This window comes from Streptomyces sp. NPDC001002, from assembly GCF_053599215.1.
This window is the reverse complement of the sequence record NZ_JBSFLV010000019.1, coordinates 66118-81505: the sequence shown is the minus strand read 5'-3', so window position 1 is coordinate 81505 and position 15388 is coordinate 66118. Positions and strand designations below refer to the sequence as shown.

The 15388-nt window shown below is 70.2% G+C and carries 15 protein-coding genes; 5 read left to right on the top strand and 10 right to left on the bottom strand.

Annotation, left to right across the window (positions count from 1 at the left end; genetic code table 11):
• Positions 1–370: 370 nt before the first annotated feature.
• Positions 371–2308: an ABC transporter ATP-binding protein gene (locus ACWDR3_RS12035; RefSeq protein WP_450352360.1), complete on the top strand. Its 1938-nt coding sequence runs from the start codon at positions 371–373 to the stop codon at positions 2306–2308.
• A 27-nt stretch (positions 2309–2335) separates the two neighbouring features.
• Here ACWDR3_RS12035 and ACWDR3_RS12030 read toward each other — a convergent pair whose 3' ends face one another.
• Genes ACWDR3_RS12030 through ACWDR3_RS12020 form a run of 3 tightly spaced genes read right to left on the bottom strand, consistent with a single transcriptional unit; the run spans position 2336 to position 4444 of the window.
• Positions 2336–3322, bottom strand: coding sequence for an ABC transporter permease subunit (locus tag ACWDR3_RS12030; protein ID WP_450352359.1), 987 nt, complete (start codon positions 3320–3322; stop codon positions 2336–2338).
• Positions 3319–4221 carry an ABC transporter ATP-binding protein gene (locus ACWDR3_RS12025; RefSeq protein WP_450352358.1) on the bottom strand — a complete coding sequence of 301 codons (903 nt, stop codon included), beginning with the start codon at positions 4219–4221 and terminating at the stop codon, positions 3319–3321. The genes ACWDR3_RS12030 and ACWDR3_RS12025 overlap by 4 nt, the downstream gene beginning before the upstream one ends.
• A gap of 49 nt (positions 4222–4270) precedes the next feature.
• Entirely contained in the window at positions 4271–4444 is a 174-nt protein-coding gene (locus ACWDR3_RS12020) for a hypothetical protein (RefSeq protein ID WP_450352357.1), read from the bottom strand.
• 118 nt (positions 4445–4562) lie between these two features.
• Here ACWDR3_RS12020 and ACWDR3_RS12015 point away from each other — a divergent pair, with 118 nt between their 5' ends.
• Positions 4563–5708, top strand: a complete 1146-nt coding sequence (locus tag ACWDR3_RS12015) for a sensor histidine kinase (protein WP_450352356.1) — start codon at positions 4563–4565, stop codon at positions 5706–5708.
• The gene (locus ACWDR3_RS12010; RefSeq protein ID WP_450352355.1) at positions 5705–6373 is read left to right on the top strand and encodes a response regulator; all 669 of its coding nucleotides are present in this window, start codon (positions 5705–5707) and stop codon (positions 6371–6373) included. Before ACWDR3_RS12015 ends, ACWDR3_RS12010 begins: the two co-directional genes overlap by 4 nt.
• A 40-nt stretch (positions 6374–6413) precedes the next feature.
• On the opposite strand, the gene ACWDR3_RS12005 is transcribed toward ACWDR3_RS12010, so the two are convergent.
• From ACWDR3_RS12005 to ACWDR3_RS11995, 3 genes are all read right to left on the bottom strand, one after another.
• Entirely contained in the window at positions 6414–8891 is a 2478-nt protein-coding gene (locus ACWDR3_RS12005) for an amino acid adenylation domain-containing protein (protein WP_450352354.1), read from the bottom strand.
• 486 nt (positions 8892–9377) lie between these two features.
• Positions 9378–10205: an SDR family oxidoreductase gene (locus ACWDR3_RS12000; RefSeq protein ID WP_450352353.1), complete on the bottom strand. Its 828-nt coding sequence runs from the start codon at positions 10203–10205 to the stop codon at positions 9378–9380.
• Positions 10206–10215: 10 nt separating this feature from the next.
• A complete protein-coding gene (locus tag ACWDR3_RS11995) occupies positions 10216–10914 on the bottom strand; it encodes a thioesterase II family protein (RefSeq protein WP_450352352.1) in 699 nt (232 codons plus the stop codon).
• Positions 10915–11169: 255 nt separating this feature from the next.
• Between ACWDR3_RS11995 and ACWDR3_RS11990 the strand changes: the two genes are divergently transcribed.
• Positions 11170–11421 carry a Smr/MutS family protein gene (locus ACWDR3_RS11990; RefSeq protein WP_450352351.1) on the top strand — a complete coding sequence of 84 codons (252 nt, stop codon included), beginning with the start codon at positions 11170–11172 and terminating at the stop codon, positions 11419–11421.
• Positions 11422–11508: 87 nt separating this feature from the next.
• On the opposite strand, the gene ACWDR3_RS11985 is transcribed toward ACWDR3_RS11990, so the two are convergent.
• Positions 11509–11847, bottom strand: coding sequence for a hypothetical protein (locus tag ACWDR3_RS11985; RefSeq protein WP_450352350.1), 339 nt, complete (start codon positions 11845–11847; stop codon positions 11509–11511).
• A 407-nt stretch (positions 11848–12254) separates the two neighbouring features.
• Here ACWDR3_RS11985 and ACWDR3_RS11980 point away from each other — a divergent pair, with 407 nt between their 5' ends.
• Positions 12255–13040 (top strand): SDR family NAD(P)-dependent oxidoreductase, encoded by a 786-nt coding sequence (locus ACWDR3_RS11980; protein ID WP_450352349.1) that lies wholly within the window; start codon positions 12255–12257, stop codon positions 13038–13040.
• 53 nt (positions 13041–13093) lie between these two features.
• On the opposite strand, the gene ACWDR3_RS11975 is transcribed toward ACWDR3_RS11980, so the two are convergent.
• The 3 genes from ACWDR3_RS11975 to ACWDR3_RS11965 all read right to left on the bottom strand — a co-directional run bounded on the left by ACWDR3_RS11975 (position 13094) and on the right by ACWDR3_RS11965 (position 15377).
• A complete protein-coding gene (locus tag ACWDR3_RS11975; RefSeq protein ID WP_450352348.1) occupies positions 13094–13591 on the bottom strand; it encodes a DinB family protein in 498 nt (165 codons plus the stop codon).
• A 214-nt stretch (positions 13592–13805) separates the two neighbouring features.
• Positions 13806–14474, bottom strand: coding sequence for a hypothetical protein (locus ACWDR3_RS11970; RefSeq protein WP_450352347.1), 669 nt, complete (start codon positions 14472–14474; stop codon positions 13806–13808).
• A 153-nt stretch (positions 14475–14627) separates the two neighbouring features.
• Positions 14628–15377 (bottom strand): SDR family NAD(P)-dependent oxidoreductase, encoded by a 750-nt coding sequence (locus ACWDR3_RS11965; RefSeq protein WP_450352346.1) that lies wholly within the window; start codon positions 15375–15377, stop codon positions 14628–14630.
• Positions 15378–15388: the final 11 nt, after the last annotated feature.

The window sequence follows — 15388 nt, the reverse complement described above, 5'->3', positions numbered from 1 at the left end:
GGGTCACGGGAATTACCCGCCACGACCCTGTCACATCCCCGTTGCGGCCCCCTTGGGCCTCGGAGACAGGACGATGTCACACCACTACAGGCCGCTCAACACCGCTCATCTGTGCCGCCGTTGTTCAACCGCTGCTTCGCGCCGGTTGAACAGTGTCACCTGCGGATCCGGTACCGCTGCCCGGCGTCGCCCCCACACTGCTACAGCATGGCGAGCGCTTGTTCCACGTCCGTGGCGGCAATAGCCTCGGTGCGCTTCGCCTTTCGACGACGACGTCGTCCTCGGGCAATCCCGCCATTGTGGCTTCACCGAGTCGGAAACACCCGGAAGGATTTCAGCGTTGAGCACATCTGGGGCATTCATTCCGCGCATGCACGAGGGCATCAGCAAACAGCGGATCAAACCCGGTACGGTACGCCGGATTCTTCCGTACGCCCTGCGGTACCGCAGGGCGCTGGCCGCGCTGATGGTCTTCACCGTGGTGGACGCGGCTGTTCTGGCCGGCAGCCCGCTGCTGCTGAAGATGATCATCGACGACGGCATCGTGCCGCGCAAGACCGATGTCGTCGTCCAACTGTCCGTGGCCGTGGGTGCGTTGGCGGTGCTGAGCGCGATCGCCGTGTACATACAGACCTGGCTGTCGGCACGGGTCAGCGAGGGGCTCGTCTACGACCTGCGCACGCAGATCTTCGGCCATGTGCAGCGCCAGCCGATCGCCTTCTTCACCCGGGCGCAGACCGGCGCGCTGGTGAGCCGGCTCAACGCGGATGTCATCGGCAGTCAGCAGGCGGTCGTGGCGATCCTGTCGCAAGCGCTGTCGACCATCCTGTCCGTGGTCCTCATCATCGCCGCGATGTTCTATCTCTCCTGGCAGATCAGCCTGGTGGCCCTGGTGATCGTGCCACTGTTCCTGCTGGCCGCCAAGGCGGTCGGCCGCCGGTTGCAGCGACTGGCCCGGACGAGCATGCAACTCGACGCCGAGATCGGCTCGTTGATGAACGAGCGGTTCAACGTCGGCGGCGCGATGCTCGCCAAGCTCTACGGACGGCCGGAGGCGGAGTCCGCCCTGTTCGGGGAGCGCGCGGGACGCGTCCGGGACGTCGGTGTGCTGCAGGCGACGGTGGGGCGGCTGTTCTTCATCATGGCGACCCTGCTGGCATCGCTGATGACCGCGCTGGTCTACGGCTTCGGCGGCCGTCTGGTCATCGAGGGCGCCTTCGAGATCGGCACCCTGGTCGCCATGGTCACGCTGCTCTCGCGGCTCTACGCCCCGATCAACCAGCTGTCCAACCTGCAGATCAACGTCATGACGGCGCTGGTCAGCTTCGACCGGGTCTTCGAGATCCTCGACCTCAAGCCGCTGATCTCCGAGAGCCCGCACGCCCGCCCGCTGGCCTCCCCCGCCAGGCCCGCGTCCACGGACGAAGGGGTACCGACGACAGCCGGCACGGCCCCGGAGATCGCCTTCGACCGCGTCAGCTTCCGCTACCCGAACGCCGCCGAGGCCTCCCTGGCCTCCCTGGAGTCGATCGCACTGCCGACCCGGGAGCGCGCCGACGACTCCCTGGTCCTGCACGACCTGACCTTCCGGGCGCCCGCGGGCCGGCTGACCGCGCTGGTCGGCCCGTCGGGGGCCGGCAAGACCACGATCACCCAGCTGGTGCCGCGTCTGTACGACCCGGTCTCGGGCACGGTCCGGATCGGCGGCCAGGACGCCAGGGAGCTCACCCTGGACTCCCTGCGGGACGCGATCGGCGTGGTCACGCAGGACACGTACCTCTTCCACGACACCGTGCGGGCCAACCTCCAGTACGCGGCGCCGGACGCCCCCGAGCGCGCGCTGGTCGAGGCCTGTGAGGCGGCCCGGATCTGGGAGCTGATCTCGGCGCTGCCCGACGGGCTGGACACCGTGGTCGGCGACCGCGGCCACCGGCTGTCCGGCGGCGAGAAGCAACGGCTCGCGCTCGCCCGGCTGTTGCTGAAGAACCCGCCCGTGGTCGTCCTCGACGAGGCCACCGCGCATCTGGACTCCGAGTCGGAGGCCGCCATCCAGCGCGCTCTCAAGACCGCGCTCGCCGACCGGACCTCACTGGTGATCGCGCACCGGCTGTCCACCGTCCGCGAGGCCGACCAGATCCTCTTCGTCGAGTCGGGGCGGATCGCCGAGCGCGGCACGCACGAGGAACTCCTCGACGCCGACGGCCGGTACGCCACCCTGTACCGGACCCAGTTCGCCGCTCAGGACGGCTCCGGCCCACTGCCCGCCGGCAACGCGACGGCGGCCGGTCGCGAGGCGACCGGCCGCTGACGTGTCCGCTCAGGCCTGTGTGCGGCCTCAGTTGACGGGTCCTCTGATCCGCCAGAAGCACAACCCCGCGAGCACCGCCGCGAGTCCGGCGAAGAGCGCGGTCTCGAACCACTGGAACTTCCAGTAGCGGTCGGCCGGCTGCTCGGTCACCTGGACGTGCAGCTTGCCCGCCGCGAGACAGCCGGGGATCTCCTCGAGCCCCTTGTTCACACAGTTCTGGTACCAGTCGGTGTGCCCGACCTCCTTGCCCTCCGAGTTCAGCAGCGCGCTGGTGGACACCACCCAGGGCCCGCCGCCCACGCTGAGCCCGCCGATCTTGCCGTAGTGGCCGATCATCGACAGGTTGCGGATCGTCTCGGCGGTGACCGGCACCTTCGCGGTCACCGGGGAGGCGTAGTTCGGGCGGAGCACGAAGGGCACGACGATCTGCAGTACGGCGAAGATCACCAGGGTCACCGCCATGGCGGGCACGGTCCGGCGCAGGAAGAGCCCCGCCATCGTGCCCAGCACCAGGGCGAACGCGGCGTAGCCGATCGGCGCGATGTTGCGGGCGGCGAACACCAGCGGCTGGAAGCGGTTGTCGGCGACGAGGTCGACCTTGCTGGCGGACCAGGTCAGCAGCAGGCTGTACAGGCCGGTCACGGCCATGCCGGCCAGCCCGACCAGGCCGAGCTTGGCGGCCAGCCACTTGGTGCGCGTCACGCTCTGGTTCCACACCAGCCGGTGGGTGCCGGCCTCCAGCTCGCGGGTGATCAGGGGTGCCCCCCAGAACAGCCCGATGATGCCGGGTACGGCGATGAGCAGATAGCCGGCGAAGTCATACGCGAGTCCGTAGTCGTCGGTCAGCGAGCTGAGGATCTTCGAGCAGCCGCCGCCGTCGCACTGGGCGTGGAGCTGGTCGTAGCGGTCACGGGACTGCAGGCCGATGACGACCATGTAGATCGCGACCGCCACCAGCGCGCCGAGCCCCACGAGCGCCTGTGTGCGGAACTGCCGCCAGGTCAGCCAGGTCATCGGTGTGTCTCCTGAGCCATCGATGCGGGTACGGCGTCGGCGAGGCTGGCCCGGGTCATGTACGCCAGGACCAGTTCCTCCAGGTCGAGGGCCTCCACGCTCCAGCGCGCGTCGGTGGGCAGCGGGCCGGTGGACCGGACGATCGCGGAGCTCTCGCGCCGCGCCGGTTCGGACCGGATGACCTCGATGCCGGCGGGCAGCACCGCGAGATCGTCCCAGGCGCCGACGATCCGGTGGTGCTGCGCGAGCAGTTCGGCCACGTCGCCCGCGACCTGGATCTTGGACTCGGCCAGCACGATCAGGTAGTCGCAGACCCGCTCCACGTCGGAGAGCGCGTGCGAGGAGAGGATGGCGCTGGCCCCGAGGTCGAGGACGAACTCCATCAGGTTCTCCAGGAACCCGCGCCGGGCCAGCGGGTCGAGGGCGGCGGCCGGCTCGTCGAAGATGAGCAGCTCGGGCCGTTTGGCCACCGCCAGGGTGAGGGCGAGCTGGGCGCGCTGTCCGCCGGAGAGCCGGCCCGCCTTCTGCTTGGGCTCCAGGCCGATCTGCTCGATACGGCGCTGGGCGAGCGGGGTGTCCCAGCGGGGGTTGAGCCGGGCGCCCATGCGCAGATGGTCCGCGACGGACAGGTCGGCGTACACGGGGGTGTTCTGGGCGACGAAGCCCACCTTGGCAAGGTGGTCGGCGTTCGCGGCGGGGCGGGAGCCGAGCACCCGGACCGAGCCCGAGGTCGGCTGGATCAGCCCGCAGGCCAGGTTGAGCAGGGTCGACTTGCCGGCGCCGTTGGGACCGACCAGACCGATCACCCGCCCCTGCGGAATGCTCAGGTCGCAGTCGGTCAGGGCCTGGTGCTTGCCGTACCGCTTGCCGAGCTTGTCGGCTTCCAGTACTGGAGTCATGTCTTTCCCTGGTCGAGGTGAGTGGGGGTGTGCGGCGTCGGCGGCCGGGTCACGGACGGTTGTTCTTCCGCATGGCCTGGACGATCACGTAGACGAGGAGGATGACGCCGAGGGCGCTGAGCACGTAGAGGAGGTAGAGCATCGGGCTGCGCTCGGTGGCCGGGTGGTCCGGCGCGGCGAGGACGGAGAGCGAGGTCACGGAGTGTGCGACGAGATCGGTCATGACCTCAGGATGTGGAATCCGGGCCGGTACCCGCACCCGCCGAAAGCACGCCTCTGGGCGAACGCACTGGTACTTTCGGCCGGTTCGACGCCGGGGGCGTTCCCGTAGCGTGAATCGCGTGAACGCTGAAGAGTCAACGACCGGTTGGCACCGGACCGCGATCGACGCCGGGTTCGCCGTCGTGTTCGCGGCCCTGCTCGTCGTGGTCGCCGCCATCTACGCCCATGAGGGCCGGCCCTGGATTTTCGATCTGGCGGTCGGCGCGACGGTGAGCCTTGCCGCCCTGTTCCGGCACCGCCTGGGGCAGTGGGCGGCGATCGTCGCTCTCGTCGTCTCGGCGGTCGCCGCCGTCGTCGCCCGGATCGGTGATCTGCCGGGCGAGCCCGGCGCGGTGGCGCTGCTCGGTCTGCTGATCCTGGCCACCTACTCCGTCCGTACCCTGCCGACCCGGACAGCGGCCTGTGTCGCGGTGGCCGGCCTGCTGCTCATGGCGATCGGCCTGTTCACCGCCGACGTCACCTCCGGCGCCTCCGGCACGCTGTTCCGCCGGGGCACGGAGGGCTGGTGCGCGGCCGTGGCGGTGGGCCTGTGGCTGCGTTTCCGCGACTACCAGCACCGGGTGTCCGCCGAGTCCGCGCGGCATGACGAACGGCTGGCGCTGGCGCGGGAGTTGCACGATGTCGTCGCCCACCACATCACCGGCATCGTGCTGCAGACGCAGGGAGCCCGGATCATCGGCCGCAAGTACCCCGAGAAGCTGGACGAGACGTTGGAGGGCATCGAGACGGCGGGCACCGACGCGCTGGCCGCGATGCGTCGTGTGGTGGGACTGCTGCGCGACTCCGACGACGGGGCCACCACCTCGCCGGGTCCTGAGCAACTCACCGAGCTGGTACGCCGTTTCGACGGACACGGCCCCGCCGTCCATCTGGGCCTGCCGGACGAGCCGACGTCCTGGCCGCCCGAGGTGACGGCGACCGTCTACCGGATCGTGCAGGAGTCGTTGACGAACATCGCCCGCCACGCGGCGCACGCCCGCAGCGCGACGGTCGACGTCGCCCAGGCCGACGAGCACATCACGGTACGCATCACGGACGACGCCCCGCCCTCCCCCGCCCGGCACCGTCACTCGGGCGGATTCGGCCTGATCGGAATGCGCGAACGGGTCGAGGCCCTCGGCGGTACGCTCCGGGTCGGCCCCGGCACCGACGCCGGCTGGTCGGTGTTCGCCACCCTGCCGATCCCCTCGGGAGACCGTCGTTGACCATCAATGTTCTGCTCGCCGACGACCAGGCCATGATCCGCAGCGGCCTGCGCCTCATCCTTGAGGACCAGCCCGACATCACGGTCGTCGGCGAAGCGGCCGACGGCGCCGAGACGGTCGAGATGGCGCGGCGGCTGCGCCCCGACGTGTGCCTCGTCGACATCCGGATGCCCCGCCTGGACGGCATCGAGGTCACCCGCGCCCTGGCCGGCCCCGGCGTCACCGACCCGCTCCGCGTGGTCATCGTCACCACGTTCGACCTCGACGAGTACGTCTACGGCACGCTGCAGGCCGGCGCCGTCGGGTTCGTCCTCAAGGACGCGGGCCCGGTTCTGCTGGTCGAGGCGGTCCGCGCCGCGAGCTCCGGCGACGCCCTGATCTCCCCGTCGATCACCCTGCGCCTGCTCCGCCAGCTCGCCCCCGCCCGACAACCGACGACGGCGAACCCCTCCCAGCCCCTGTCCGAACGGGAGTTGGAGGTCATCAGGGCCATCGGCCGCGGCCGTACGAACCAGGAGATCGCGGCACAGCTGTTCATCTCGATCAGCACGGTCAAGAGCCACCTGGCGACAATTCAGACGAAGCTCGGCATGCGCAACCGGGTGGAGGTCGCGGCGTGGGCGTGGGAGAGCCGGTTGATGGATTCGCCGGACCGGCGCCGCTGACGGACGCGGGAGCCGGAGAGGTGCCTCCCGCGCAGCCGGGTCACGGACCCGTGTCCGCCGCCGCGACCGAACGCACCAGCCGGACGAAGCTCCTGGCGTCCGAGTTCCGGTAGAAGTCCCGCACCGCGATCCGGGGCAAGCCGTGGTCCGGCAACTCTCGCAGCAGTCGGACCACCAGCAGCGAATTGCCCCCCAGCTCGAAGAAGTTGTCGTGCGGGCCGACGTCCGTGTTCAGCAGTCGGCTCCACAACGCGAGGACGGTACCGGCCGTGGAATCGCCGCGACTGCCCTCGGATTCACCGGGCTCGACTCCCTCCACCGGCCCGGTCGGCTGCGCCGCCGGAGCCGAGGGCTCCGGCAACGCGGCCAGGTCGGTCTTGCCGTTCGTGGTCAAGGGGATCGCGTCGAGCCGGGTGAGGGTGGCGGGCAGCATGTACTCCGGCAGCAGGGTCGCGGCATGCCGGCGCAGCTCCGGACCGCTCGGCGCGGCCGTACCCCGCAGCACGTAGTACGCGTCGATGCGCGCGGTGTCCCGGTCCCCCGGACTGCCGTGGCGCAGCACGACAGCGGCCGCGGCGACCGCGGGGTGGCCCAGCAACACCTGCCGGATCTCGTCGAGTTCGATGCGGTGGCCGCGGATCTTCACCTGGCTGTCGATCCGCCCGAGGTGGTCGAGCCGGCCGTCGTCCCGGATCCGCCCGAGGTCACCGGAACGGTACAGCCGTCCCCCGCCGTACGGATCGGTGACGAACCGCTCGGCGGTCAGCTCGGGTTGGCGCAGATACCCCGACGCGACACCGTCGCCGCCCACATGGATCTCTCCGGCGACGCCGGCGGGCAGCACCCTGCCCCGCGCGTCCCGCACCGACAACGACCAGCCCGGCAACGCCCGCCCCACACTCCGGCTGCCGGCCACGACCTCCGCCGGAGTCACGGTCTGCTCGGTGACATGCACGGTGGTCTCGGTGATCCCGAACATGTTGGCGATACGACAACTGGACGCGGAGTGCCTCCCGAACCACCCGGCGAGCACCCCGACGTCGAGCGCCTCGCCCCCCAGCACCACCAGCCGCACCCGCAGCGACGCCTGCCGCACCGCATCGGCCTCGATGAACTGGGCGAACGCCGACGGCGTCTGACTCACCACGGTCACCCCCCGCCGCTCGACGAGCTCATGGAAGAGCTCGGTGTCCCGAGCCACCCAGTACGGCACCACCACCAGCCGCCCACCGGTCAGCAGACACCCCCAGATCTCCCACACCGAGAAGTCGAACGCACTGGAGTGGAAGAAGGTCCAGGTGTCCTGCGGCCCGAGCCCGAAGTCCCCCCGGGTCGCCGACACCAGGGCGGCCACATTGCGGTGCGGCACCACAACTCCTTTGGGCCGCCCGGTCGTTCCGGAGGTGTAGATGACGTACGCGGGCCGGGAGCCATCGGTGTCGGCCGGCAGCGCGGTGTCCGCACCGACCCGGTCGGCGAGGTCGCTCAGCTCGCCCGGCGAGACGCACCGCACTCCGTCGAGGAGTTCGAGGGATGCGGACGCGTCCGGGTCCGCGACGACGGCGACCGCACCGGCGTGCTCGACCGTGTATCGACGGCGCTCGGCCGGATGCCGAAGATCCAGCGGCAGATAGGTGCACCCCGCCTTGAGGATCGCGAGCAGCACCACCACGAGTTCGGCGGTACGGTCCAGTGCCACGGCGACCACGTCATCGGGCCGGGCCCCGAGCACCACCAGCCCCCGGGCCAACTGCTCGGCCCGCTCCTCCAGCCGGGCGTAGGTGAGTTCGGTCGTGTCGTCGACCACGGCAACGGCGTGCGGCTGCCGCCGGGCGACCTCCGCCAGCAGTCCGTGGACAGTGGCGTCGGTTCCCGCCTGCGCCTCGGGGTGCCGGGGCGTGGCGCCCTCTCGCACGATGCGCAGACACGCGTCGAGCGGCATCAACTCGACGTCACCCAACGGCAGATCCGGTTCGGCGGTGGCCAGCTGTCCCAGCACGTGGGCAAGATGTTCGGCGAAGTCCCGCGCGATCCGTGGCGCCAGATCTCGTTCGCGATGACGGAGGAGGCCACGGGTACGGCCGTCGGCCGCGCGCGTCCAGTGCACGAGGACGGGCAACTCCGTTTCCAGGAAGGGTAGATACGACTCCCCGGGATGCTCCTCGTCGAGAACCATGCCGAGTTCGGGCAGCGGTCCGTCGTCCACGGGGTCGCCACTCGCGGGGGATCCCCCCTCGACCGCCAACTGACACTGCGTCAATAGGTCGCTCACTGTCAGCTGTTCGTCGCAGTCCACGCGGTGCACCATGCCGCCGCCGGTGGAGTCCGCGGCTCCACTCCAGACAACGACTTCGGCCTGTCCCCGGCCGGAGTGCCGCGCCCCGGTGAGGGCCAGCGCCGCCAGCAGGAGCGGGTCGCCCGCCGCGGGTACCGCCGCCGGCACGGCGACCTCGCCGTACCGCCCGCCGGCGCCCGGATCACCGAGCCCCCACACGGGAGCCGAGCCGAAACCGGTCACCGGCCGACCCGACACCGGCGCGGGTTCCACCGGCAGACACGGACCAGCACCCGACAGCACCTGCCCCAGACCACGCAGGGCACACGGGGACAGGACGGACCGCCGGGCCACAAGCACCAAGTCGCCGGAACCGTCGGCGAATTGAACCAGTAGGGCACGAACCGGACGGCCCGAACCGTGCAGGGTGCGCCGACTCTCCGCTCGGACCCGGTCCCGCGCGGCGGGATCGTCGCGGGCGACGGCAAGCCGGTCGTGCCAGAGCGGCAACCCGGTCAGCGCCGGGTGACCGGCCGCAGCCTCTCGGAGGCGATTCCGCGCTGCGTCGAGAGTGACGTCGGGGCTCAGCCGTAGGACAAGACTGTGACAGGGGTCGGCACCCTGAACGGCCTTTCGCTCCTGGGTGGTTGAGGGATGGACGCGAGATCGGAGCTGATGTGCCATACGGTCTCCTGGTCGGTGGGACACCCGCCACTCACTTGCTGCGCCTCACTTCGCGACGAACCCACCGTCCACGGTCAGTGTGGTGCCGGTGACCTGCACGGCGTCCCGCCCTGCCAGCCAGACCGCGGCACCCGCGATGTCCTCCGGCTCGATCAGCCGGTTCATCGGCTGGGCCCGGGTGAAGATCTCCTCGTGCTCGGCGACGTCCACCTCCAGCGACCGGGCGATCTCGGCCAGCATCCGGCCCTCGACGAGCGGATCGTCGCGCACCGAGCCGGGGCAGAGCGCGTTGACCCGCACCCGGAACGGGGCGTAGTCGAGCGCGGCGGCCTTGGTCAGTCCGATCAGCCCGTGCTTGGCCGCGACGTACCCGGCGAAGTTGCGGTAGCCGACCAGCCCGGCGGTGGACGCGATGTTGACGATGCTGCCCTCCCGGCGGGCGACCATCGCCGGGACGATCGCCCGCATCATGTGCCAGGCGCCGGACAGATCCGTGTCGATCATCAGCCGCCATTCGTCCTCGGCGATCTCGTGCACCGCCTTGCCCGAAGGGGCGGCGATCCCGGCCCCGTTGACCAGGACGTCGACCGCACCGAATCGGTCCAGCGCCCGCTCGGCGACCGTCTCGCACGCCTCCAGGCTGCGGACGTCCGCGACCTCGGTGAGCACGGCGGCCCCGTGGGCACGGCACAGGTCGGCGGTGTGCGCGAGCTGGCTCTCGGTGCCCAGCGGATACGGCACCCCGGCCAGGTCCTCGGCGATGTCGACCAGGACGAGTTCGGCTCCCTCCGCGGCGAACCGGGTGGCGCAGGCGCGGCCGAGTCCGCGCGCGGCTCCGGTAACGACCGCGGTCATGCCGTCGAGCAGCTTCATGAACGGCCCTTCACCCGGCGAGAGTTCGGGTGACGCTCTCCAACAGCGGCCGTGCCGCGTCGACGAGGTACATGTGCCGGCCGGGGATCTCGACGTAGTGGAAGGCAGCCGTGGTGACGCCGGACCACTCGCGGGCCTGGTCGGCGCCGACGAGCGTGTCGTCGCTGCCGCGCAGCGCGGTGACCGGGACGGTGATCGGTTCGTCGGAGCGCGGCTTGTAGTTCTCGTGCATCTCCACGTCCGCGCGCAGCAGCGGGAGGAGGATCTCGCGCAGCTCCGGATCGTCCAGCGCCTCGTGCCGGTATCCGGCGAACTGCTCGACCCGGGCAAGGAATTCGTCGTCGCCCAGCCCGGTCGCCCGGTCCGTACGGCCGCTGCGGGGACCGGGCGATCCGCTGACGAAGAGATGTTCCGGTGCGGGTGCGCCGATCCGGGCCAGAGCCTTGACCGCCTCATAGGCGAGGACCGCGCCGAGACTGTGCCCGAACAGCGCGAATCCGTCGTGCTCGGCGGTCAATGAGGCTATGCGCGGGGCGAGTTGCTCGGCCGCCGTGACCACGTCGTCGTACGGCTCCTCGGCGAACAGCTCCTCCCGGCCCGGCAGTTGGACGGGAACGATGCATGGTCCCGCGTCGGGCACGTCCGTCCAGCCCCGATAGAAACCCGCCCCGCCCCCGGCGAACGGCAGGCATACCAACGCCCTGCTCACAGTGAGTCCCCCTGCCCCCGTCATCCGGATCCCCGGCCGGGCACTCGGTCTACCAGCCACGTCCGGTGCCCTGTCAATCGACGACCATCGCGCCGCGTCGTCCAACTGCCGTCGCGCCGCAGTTGACCACCCCGCCCCGGCCGAAGTACGGGACCCGCAGAGGGGACGACGGCCCGGAGGATCACATACGCTGCGACCGTACGACGAGCCCCACGGGGACCCGGCGCCGGACGGGGACCGAGTTCATCGGAGGCGATGGCCCTGCTCACCCTGGATCTGCACCCCGTCTTCCGCAGCGACCGCGCCATCGACACGGCCCTGCGGCAGACCCTCTTCAAGGCTGCCGCCACCGGGGTCGACACGGTCCAGATCATCCCGGGCAAGGGGACGGGCCAGCTGAAGAAGCGCGTGCTGGCGCTGCTGGCACAGAAACACCTCAAGAAGCTCTACGTCCGTGTGGAGACGGATCCGACCAACGCGGGCCGGATCCTGATCCACCTCCGCTGACTCCGTCGACCAGCCGCGCCTGCGCCACGCCACGCACACAGCGGCAACCGCACGCGACTGGTCGAACAGCGTCAGCACATCGCGGTCCTACCGGGGCGTGCGCGGATTCGCCGGTGCGGCATCAAGCTCCCGCTGCCTGGCGGCCAGTGCCCTCCCCAGTACCTTCGCCCGGAACGGGTTCTCCGTACTCAGGGCCTTCGCCACTTCCACGGCCTCGTCCAACAGCTCCAACCGTCGCTCGGGCATCTCCCGCACCAGGGGCGAGCCGCTCTCCTCCACCAGGACGTACGCCAGCTTCGATCCGTATGCCTCCGCGTCGACCTGGGTCAGAAGACGGTAGATCCACAGTCCCTCCGCGCCCCGCACCACCCGCCGGTTGGCACTGAGCAGCCTGACCTTCGCCAGCACAACCATGTCCTGATCCATCGATCCCCTTCGTCCCACCACCCCCCGACCAGCGCTGTCCCACGGCGAGACAGCGCGGCGAACGCACCGGCAGCCGATGACGGATGCCGGCACGTGGGCCGAAGAGTGGATGACGACGATTCTGCGGTCACGGCACCACCCACAACAAGACCGAACGGGCGTGCGCTACGTCCTACCGAAAACGCCTCTGATCAGGCATGATGGACCTGACACTCACTCAAGCCCGGTCCGCGGCCATCTCGCCGGGACCCAACGGCACTCGATCAGTGAGGCGCCGCCGGCCACTGGCCGCGGAAGCAATCATGCGCAAGATCGGCTGAACTCGCTTGGCGCCGGCCCGCGGGGCAAGGTGTGATGGCCTTGTGGCGGGAACTGCCGCCGACGAAGTATCGAGGGGGATCCAGTTCATGATTGCTGATCAGCATGTGCCGGGTGGGCTGCTCGCGGGCAGGACAGCCCTGGTCACCGGCGCCTCCAGCGGTATCGGCGCGGCTGCCGCGCGGCTCTTCGCCGCGGAGGGGGCCGCGGTGGTGGTGATGGCTCGACGCGAGCAGCGGCTCAAGGAGTTGGTCGAGGAGATCGAGGCGGCCGGTGGCAAGGCCGCCTACCACGTGGGTGATGTGGCGCTCGTCGAGGATGTGAAGCGAGCGGTCGCCGTGGCCGTGGACCGCTTCGGGACGCTGGACGCCGCGCTCAACAACGCCGGCTCCGCGGGATCCGAGATCCGCCCGCTGCACGAACTCGCCGAGGCGGACTACGACTTGGTGATGGACACCAACGTGCGGGGCACCTGGAACTGCCTCCGCCAGGAGATCCCGGTCATGCTCGCCGGTGGCGGCGGGGCCATCGTGAACACCGCCAGCAGCGCCGGCGTCATCGCCACCGGGGCACCCGCCCCTTATGTCGCGGCCAAGCACGCGGTGCTCGGGCTGACGAAAGCGGCGGCGGCCGAGTACGGGGCCCATGGGATCCGCGTCAACGCCTTGGTCGTCGGGACCACCCGGACCGAGATGATCAGCGGCGCGATCGAGGCGGTTCCGGAGCTGGAAGAGGCGTTCGTCGCTCGGCAGGTGCAGAAGCGCATGGCTGAGCCCGACGAGATCGCTCAAGCGGCACTCTGGCTCCTCAGCAATCGGGCGTCCTTCGCCACCGGAAGCTTCGTCGCGGTGGACGGCGGCATTCTCGCCACCTGAGCGAACGCATGCGATCGGCCCCGGAGTTGGGGCCGCCTGAAGGAGGCATGGCATCAGCGGCCGGTCGCCCCGTCGATGAGTTCGCGGAGGATGTCCGCGTGGCCCGCGTGCCGGCCGGTTTCCTCGATCATGTGGGTGAGGGCCCAACGGATGCTGGGAGCGGGCCGATCCGGCCTCGATCGGGGAACCGGCGCGCTGAGATCCGTGCACCGGTCGAGAACCGCGTTCGCGCGCTCGACCGCGTCCCGGTAACGCCCGACGACATCGGCCACGCTGTCCGTCGACGCGGCCTGGAACGTCGCCTGCCAGTCGGTGACGTCGTCCCCGAGGAAAATCGACCGCTCGACGAAGGTCAGGTGGTTGAGCAGGCCGAGCAGATTCGTGCCCGACGGCACCGCGGCCGTGCGCACCTGCGGTTCGCGGGCACCGTCGACCTTGGCGGCGATGGAGGTCCGAAGGTAGTCGAGGAACCCGCGCAGGACCTCGGCCTCATTGCTTCCGGTCCGAGGCGGCGGGGTGTCGCGGCGGCGGGTGCGGCGCGTCGTGCTCATCGAAGCTCCTTGCGTTGCTATGCGCTCAGTCTCACCAGATGCGCCGCGGCCCGGCACGGGAACTTGCCGTTTCGGCAAGGCGGACCCGTGGAGCTCAGATGGACGACAACGGCTCACCGCGCGCCTGGACGGGAGGGAGACCCCTCGGCCCGCAAACGTGTCGTGGTGCCCGCCTTCATGCCGGACACCACGACCATCTGCTGTGCGAGCGGAGTCAGCGTTGCAGGACCGGTGAGCCGCCGACGAGTGCACGCCGTCCGGCGCTGCGGTAGGTGGAGATGCCGAGGGCGAGCAGCCAGTAGCTGAGGATGGCGCCCATCATGGCGGTGGTGCCCCAGCCGTTCGCCGCGTAGAAGTGTGCGGGGTTGTTTCCGAAGAACAAGGAGGGCACGAAGACCAGGTTGACCCCGGCGAGGACGTACGCCGAGCGGCCGGTCCAGCGCGGCAGCAGGTTCGTACGGCGGATGCCATAGCCCACCGTGATCAGGAAGAGCGCGAGCATCAGGCGGCCGATCGACCCGTAGAGGATGTAGGTGCCGCTGACCGTGATCGTCGGGTCGATCGGGCGGTCGGCGGCGATGACCGCGCCCGCCTCCAGTCCGCTGGAGATCAGGGTGATCGTCGCGTAGACCAGCCCGGTGGCGAAGGCCATCGTGCCGACCCATTCGTAGTCGGGGTTCACGCGCTTGACCAGCTCGCGGAAGGCCGTCACGAACACGATCAGCGAGGCCAACGCGACGATTCCGATCAGCAGCCTGGCCAGGACGTTCGAGTCCGGCGGCGGCCCGGAGTACACGAAGTACAGGGGTACTTCGACGATGAAGGCACTCGCGGTGGCGATGCCCGCGAGACCCGTCAGGCGCCTGGCGATGGTTTCGTTCATGGGTGTCCCCCTGAGTCGTCCGAGTACGGGATTCCTCGTCGGCTCCTTGCCGACGAGGGAAACCTTGCCGTTCGCGGCGGTCCTCGTCGCTGGGCCTGGACACCGGATGAAGGGTGGACCTACTGCCACCCGACGTCGGCTCCGGTCGCGGAGTCAGGCAGCGGACCGTCCGCCAGCGAACACCTGTCCGTCCGCGAAGAGTTGTCCGGTGGGTCCGTCGGCGCCGAAGGTGGCCGCCTTGACGATGTCCTGGGCGCTTTCCTCGGCCGAACGATCCCCTTCGTCGTCGCCCCGCTCAGGATGCGTCGCGGTGTTGCCGGGGTCGACGGCGTTCACGAGGATCGAGGTGTCGGCCAGGGCTCGGGCGAGGACCGTGGTCAGGGCGTTGAGCATGTACTTGGCCATCGAGTAGGCAGGCGCGCGCAGGGGTGCGCCGAGGTCGAGACCGGTGGCGATCTGCTGGGCGGACAGGCTGGAGACGTTCACGATCCGGGCGGCGGGTGCGGCGGACAGCAGCGGAAGCATCGCCTGGGTCAGAGCCCACGGGCCGATCACGGAGACGTCCATCGCGCTTCGTACGACGTCCATGTCAGCGTCCAGCGCGTCGAGCACCTGGAAATCGGGCATCCCGCTGGCGTTGTTGACCAGGACATCCAGGTGGCCGAAGGTCTCGGCGAGATGGCGGGCCGCCTCGTCCATGCCGGCGCGGTCGGACAGGTCCAGGCGCAGGGCCGTGGCCGCGTGACCGTCGTGCCGCAACCGGGCGGCCAGCGGTTCCGCGGCGGACCGATCGCGGGCGGTGAGGATCACGTGATAGCCCCGTTCGGCCAGGCCGCGGGCGACGGCGAAGCCGAGTCCGGCCGCACGGCTGGTTCCGGTGATCAGGGCGGTTTTGGTGGCCATGGTGCGCACCT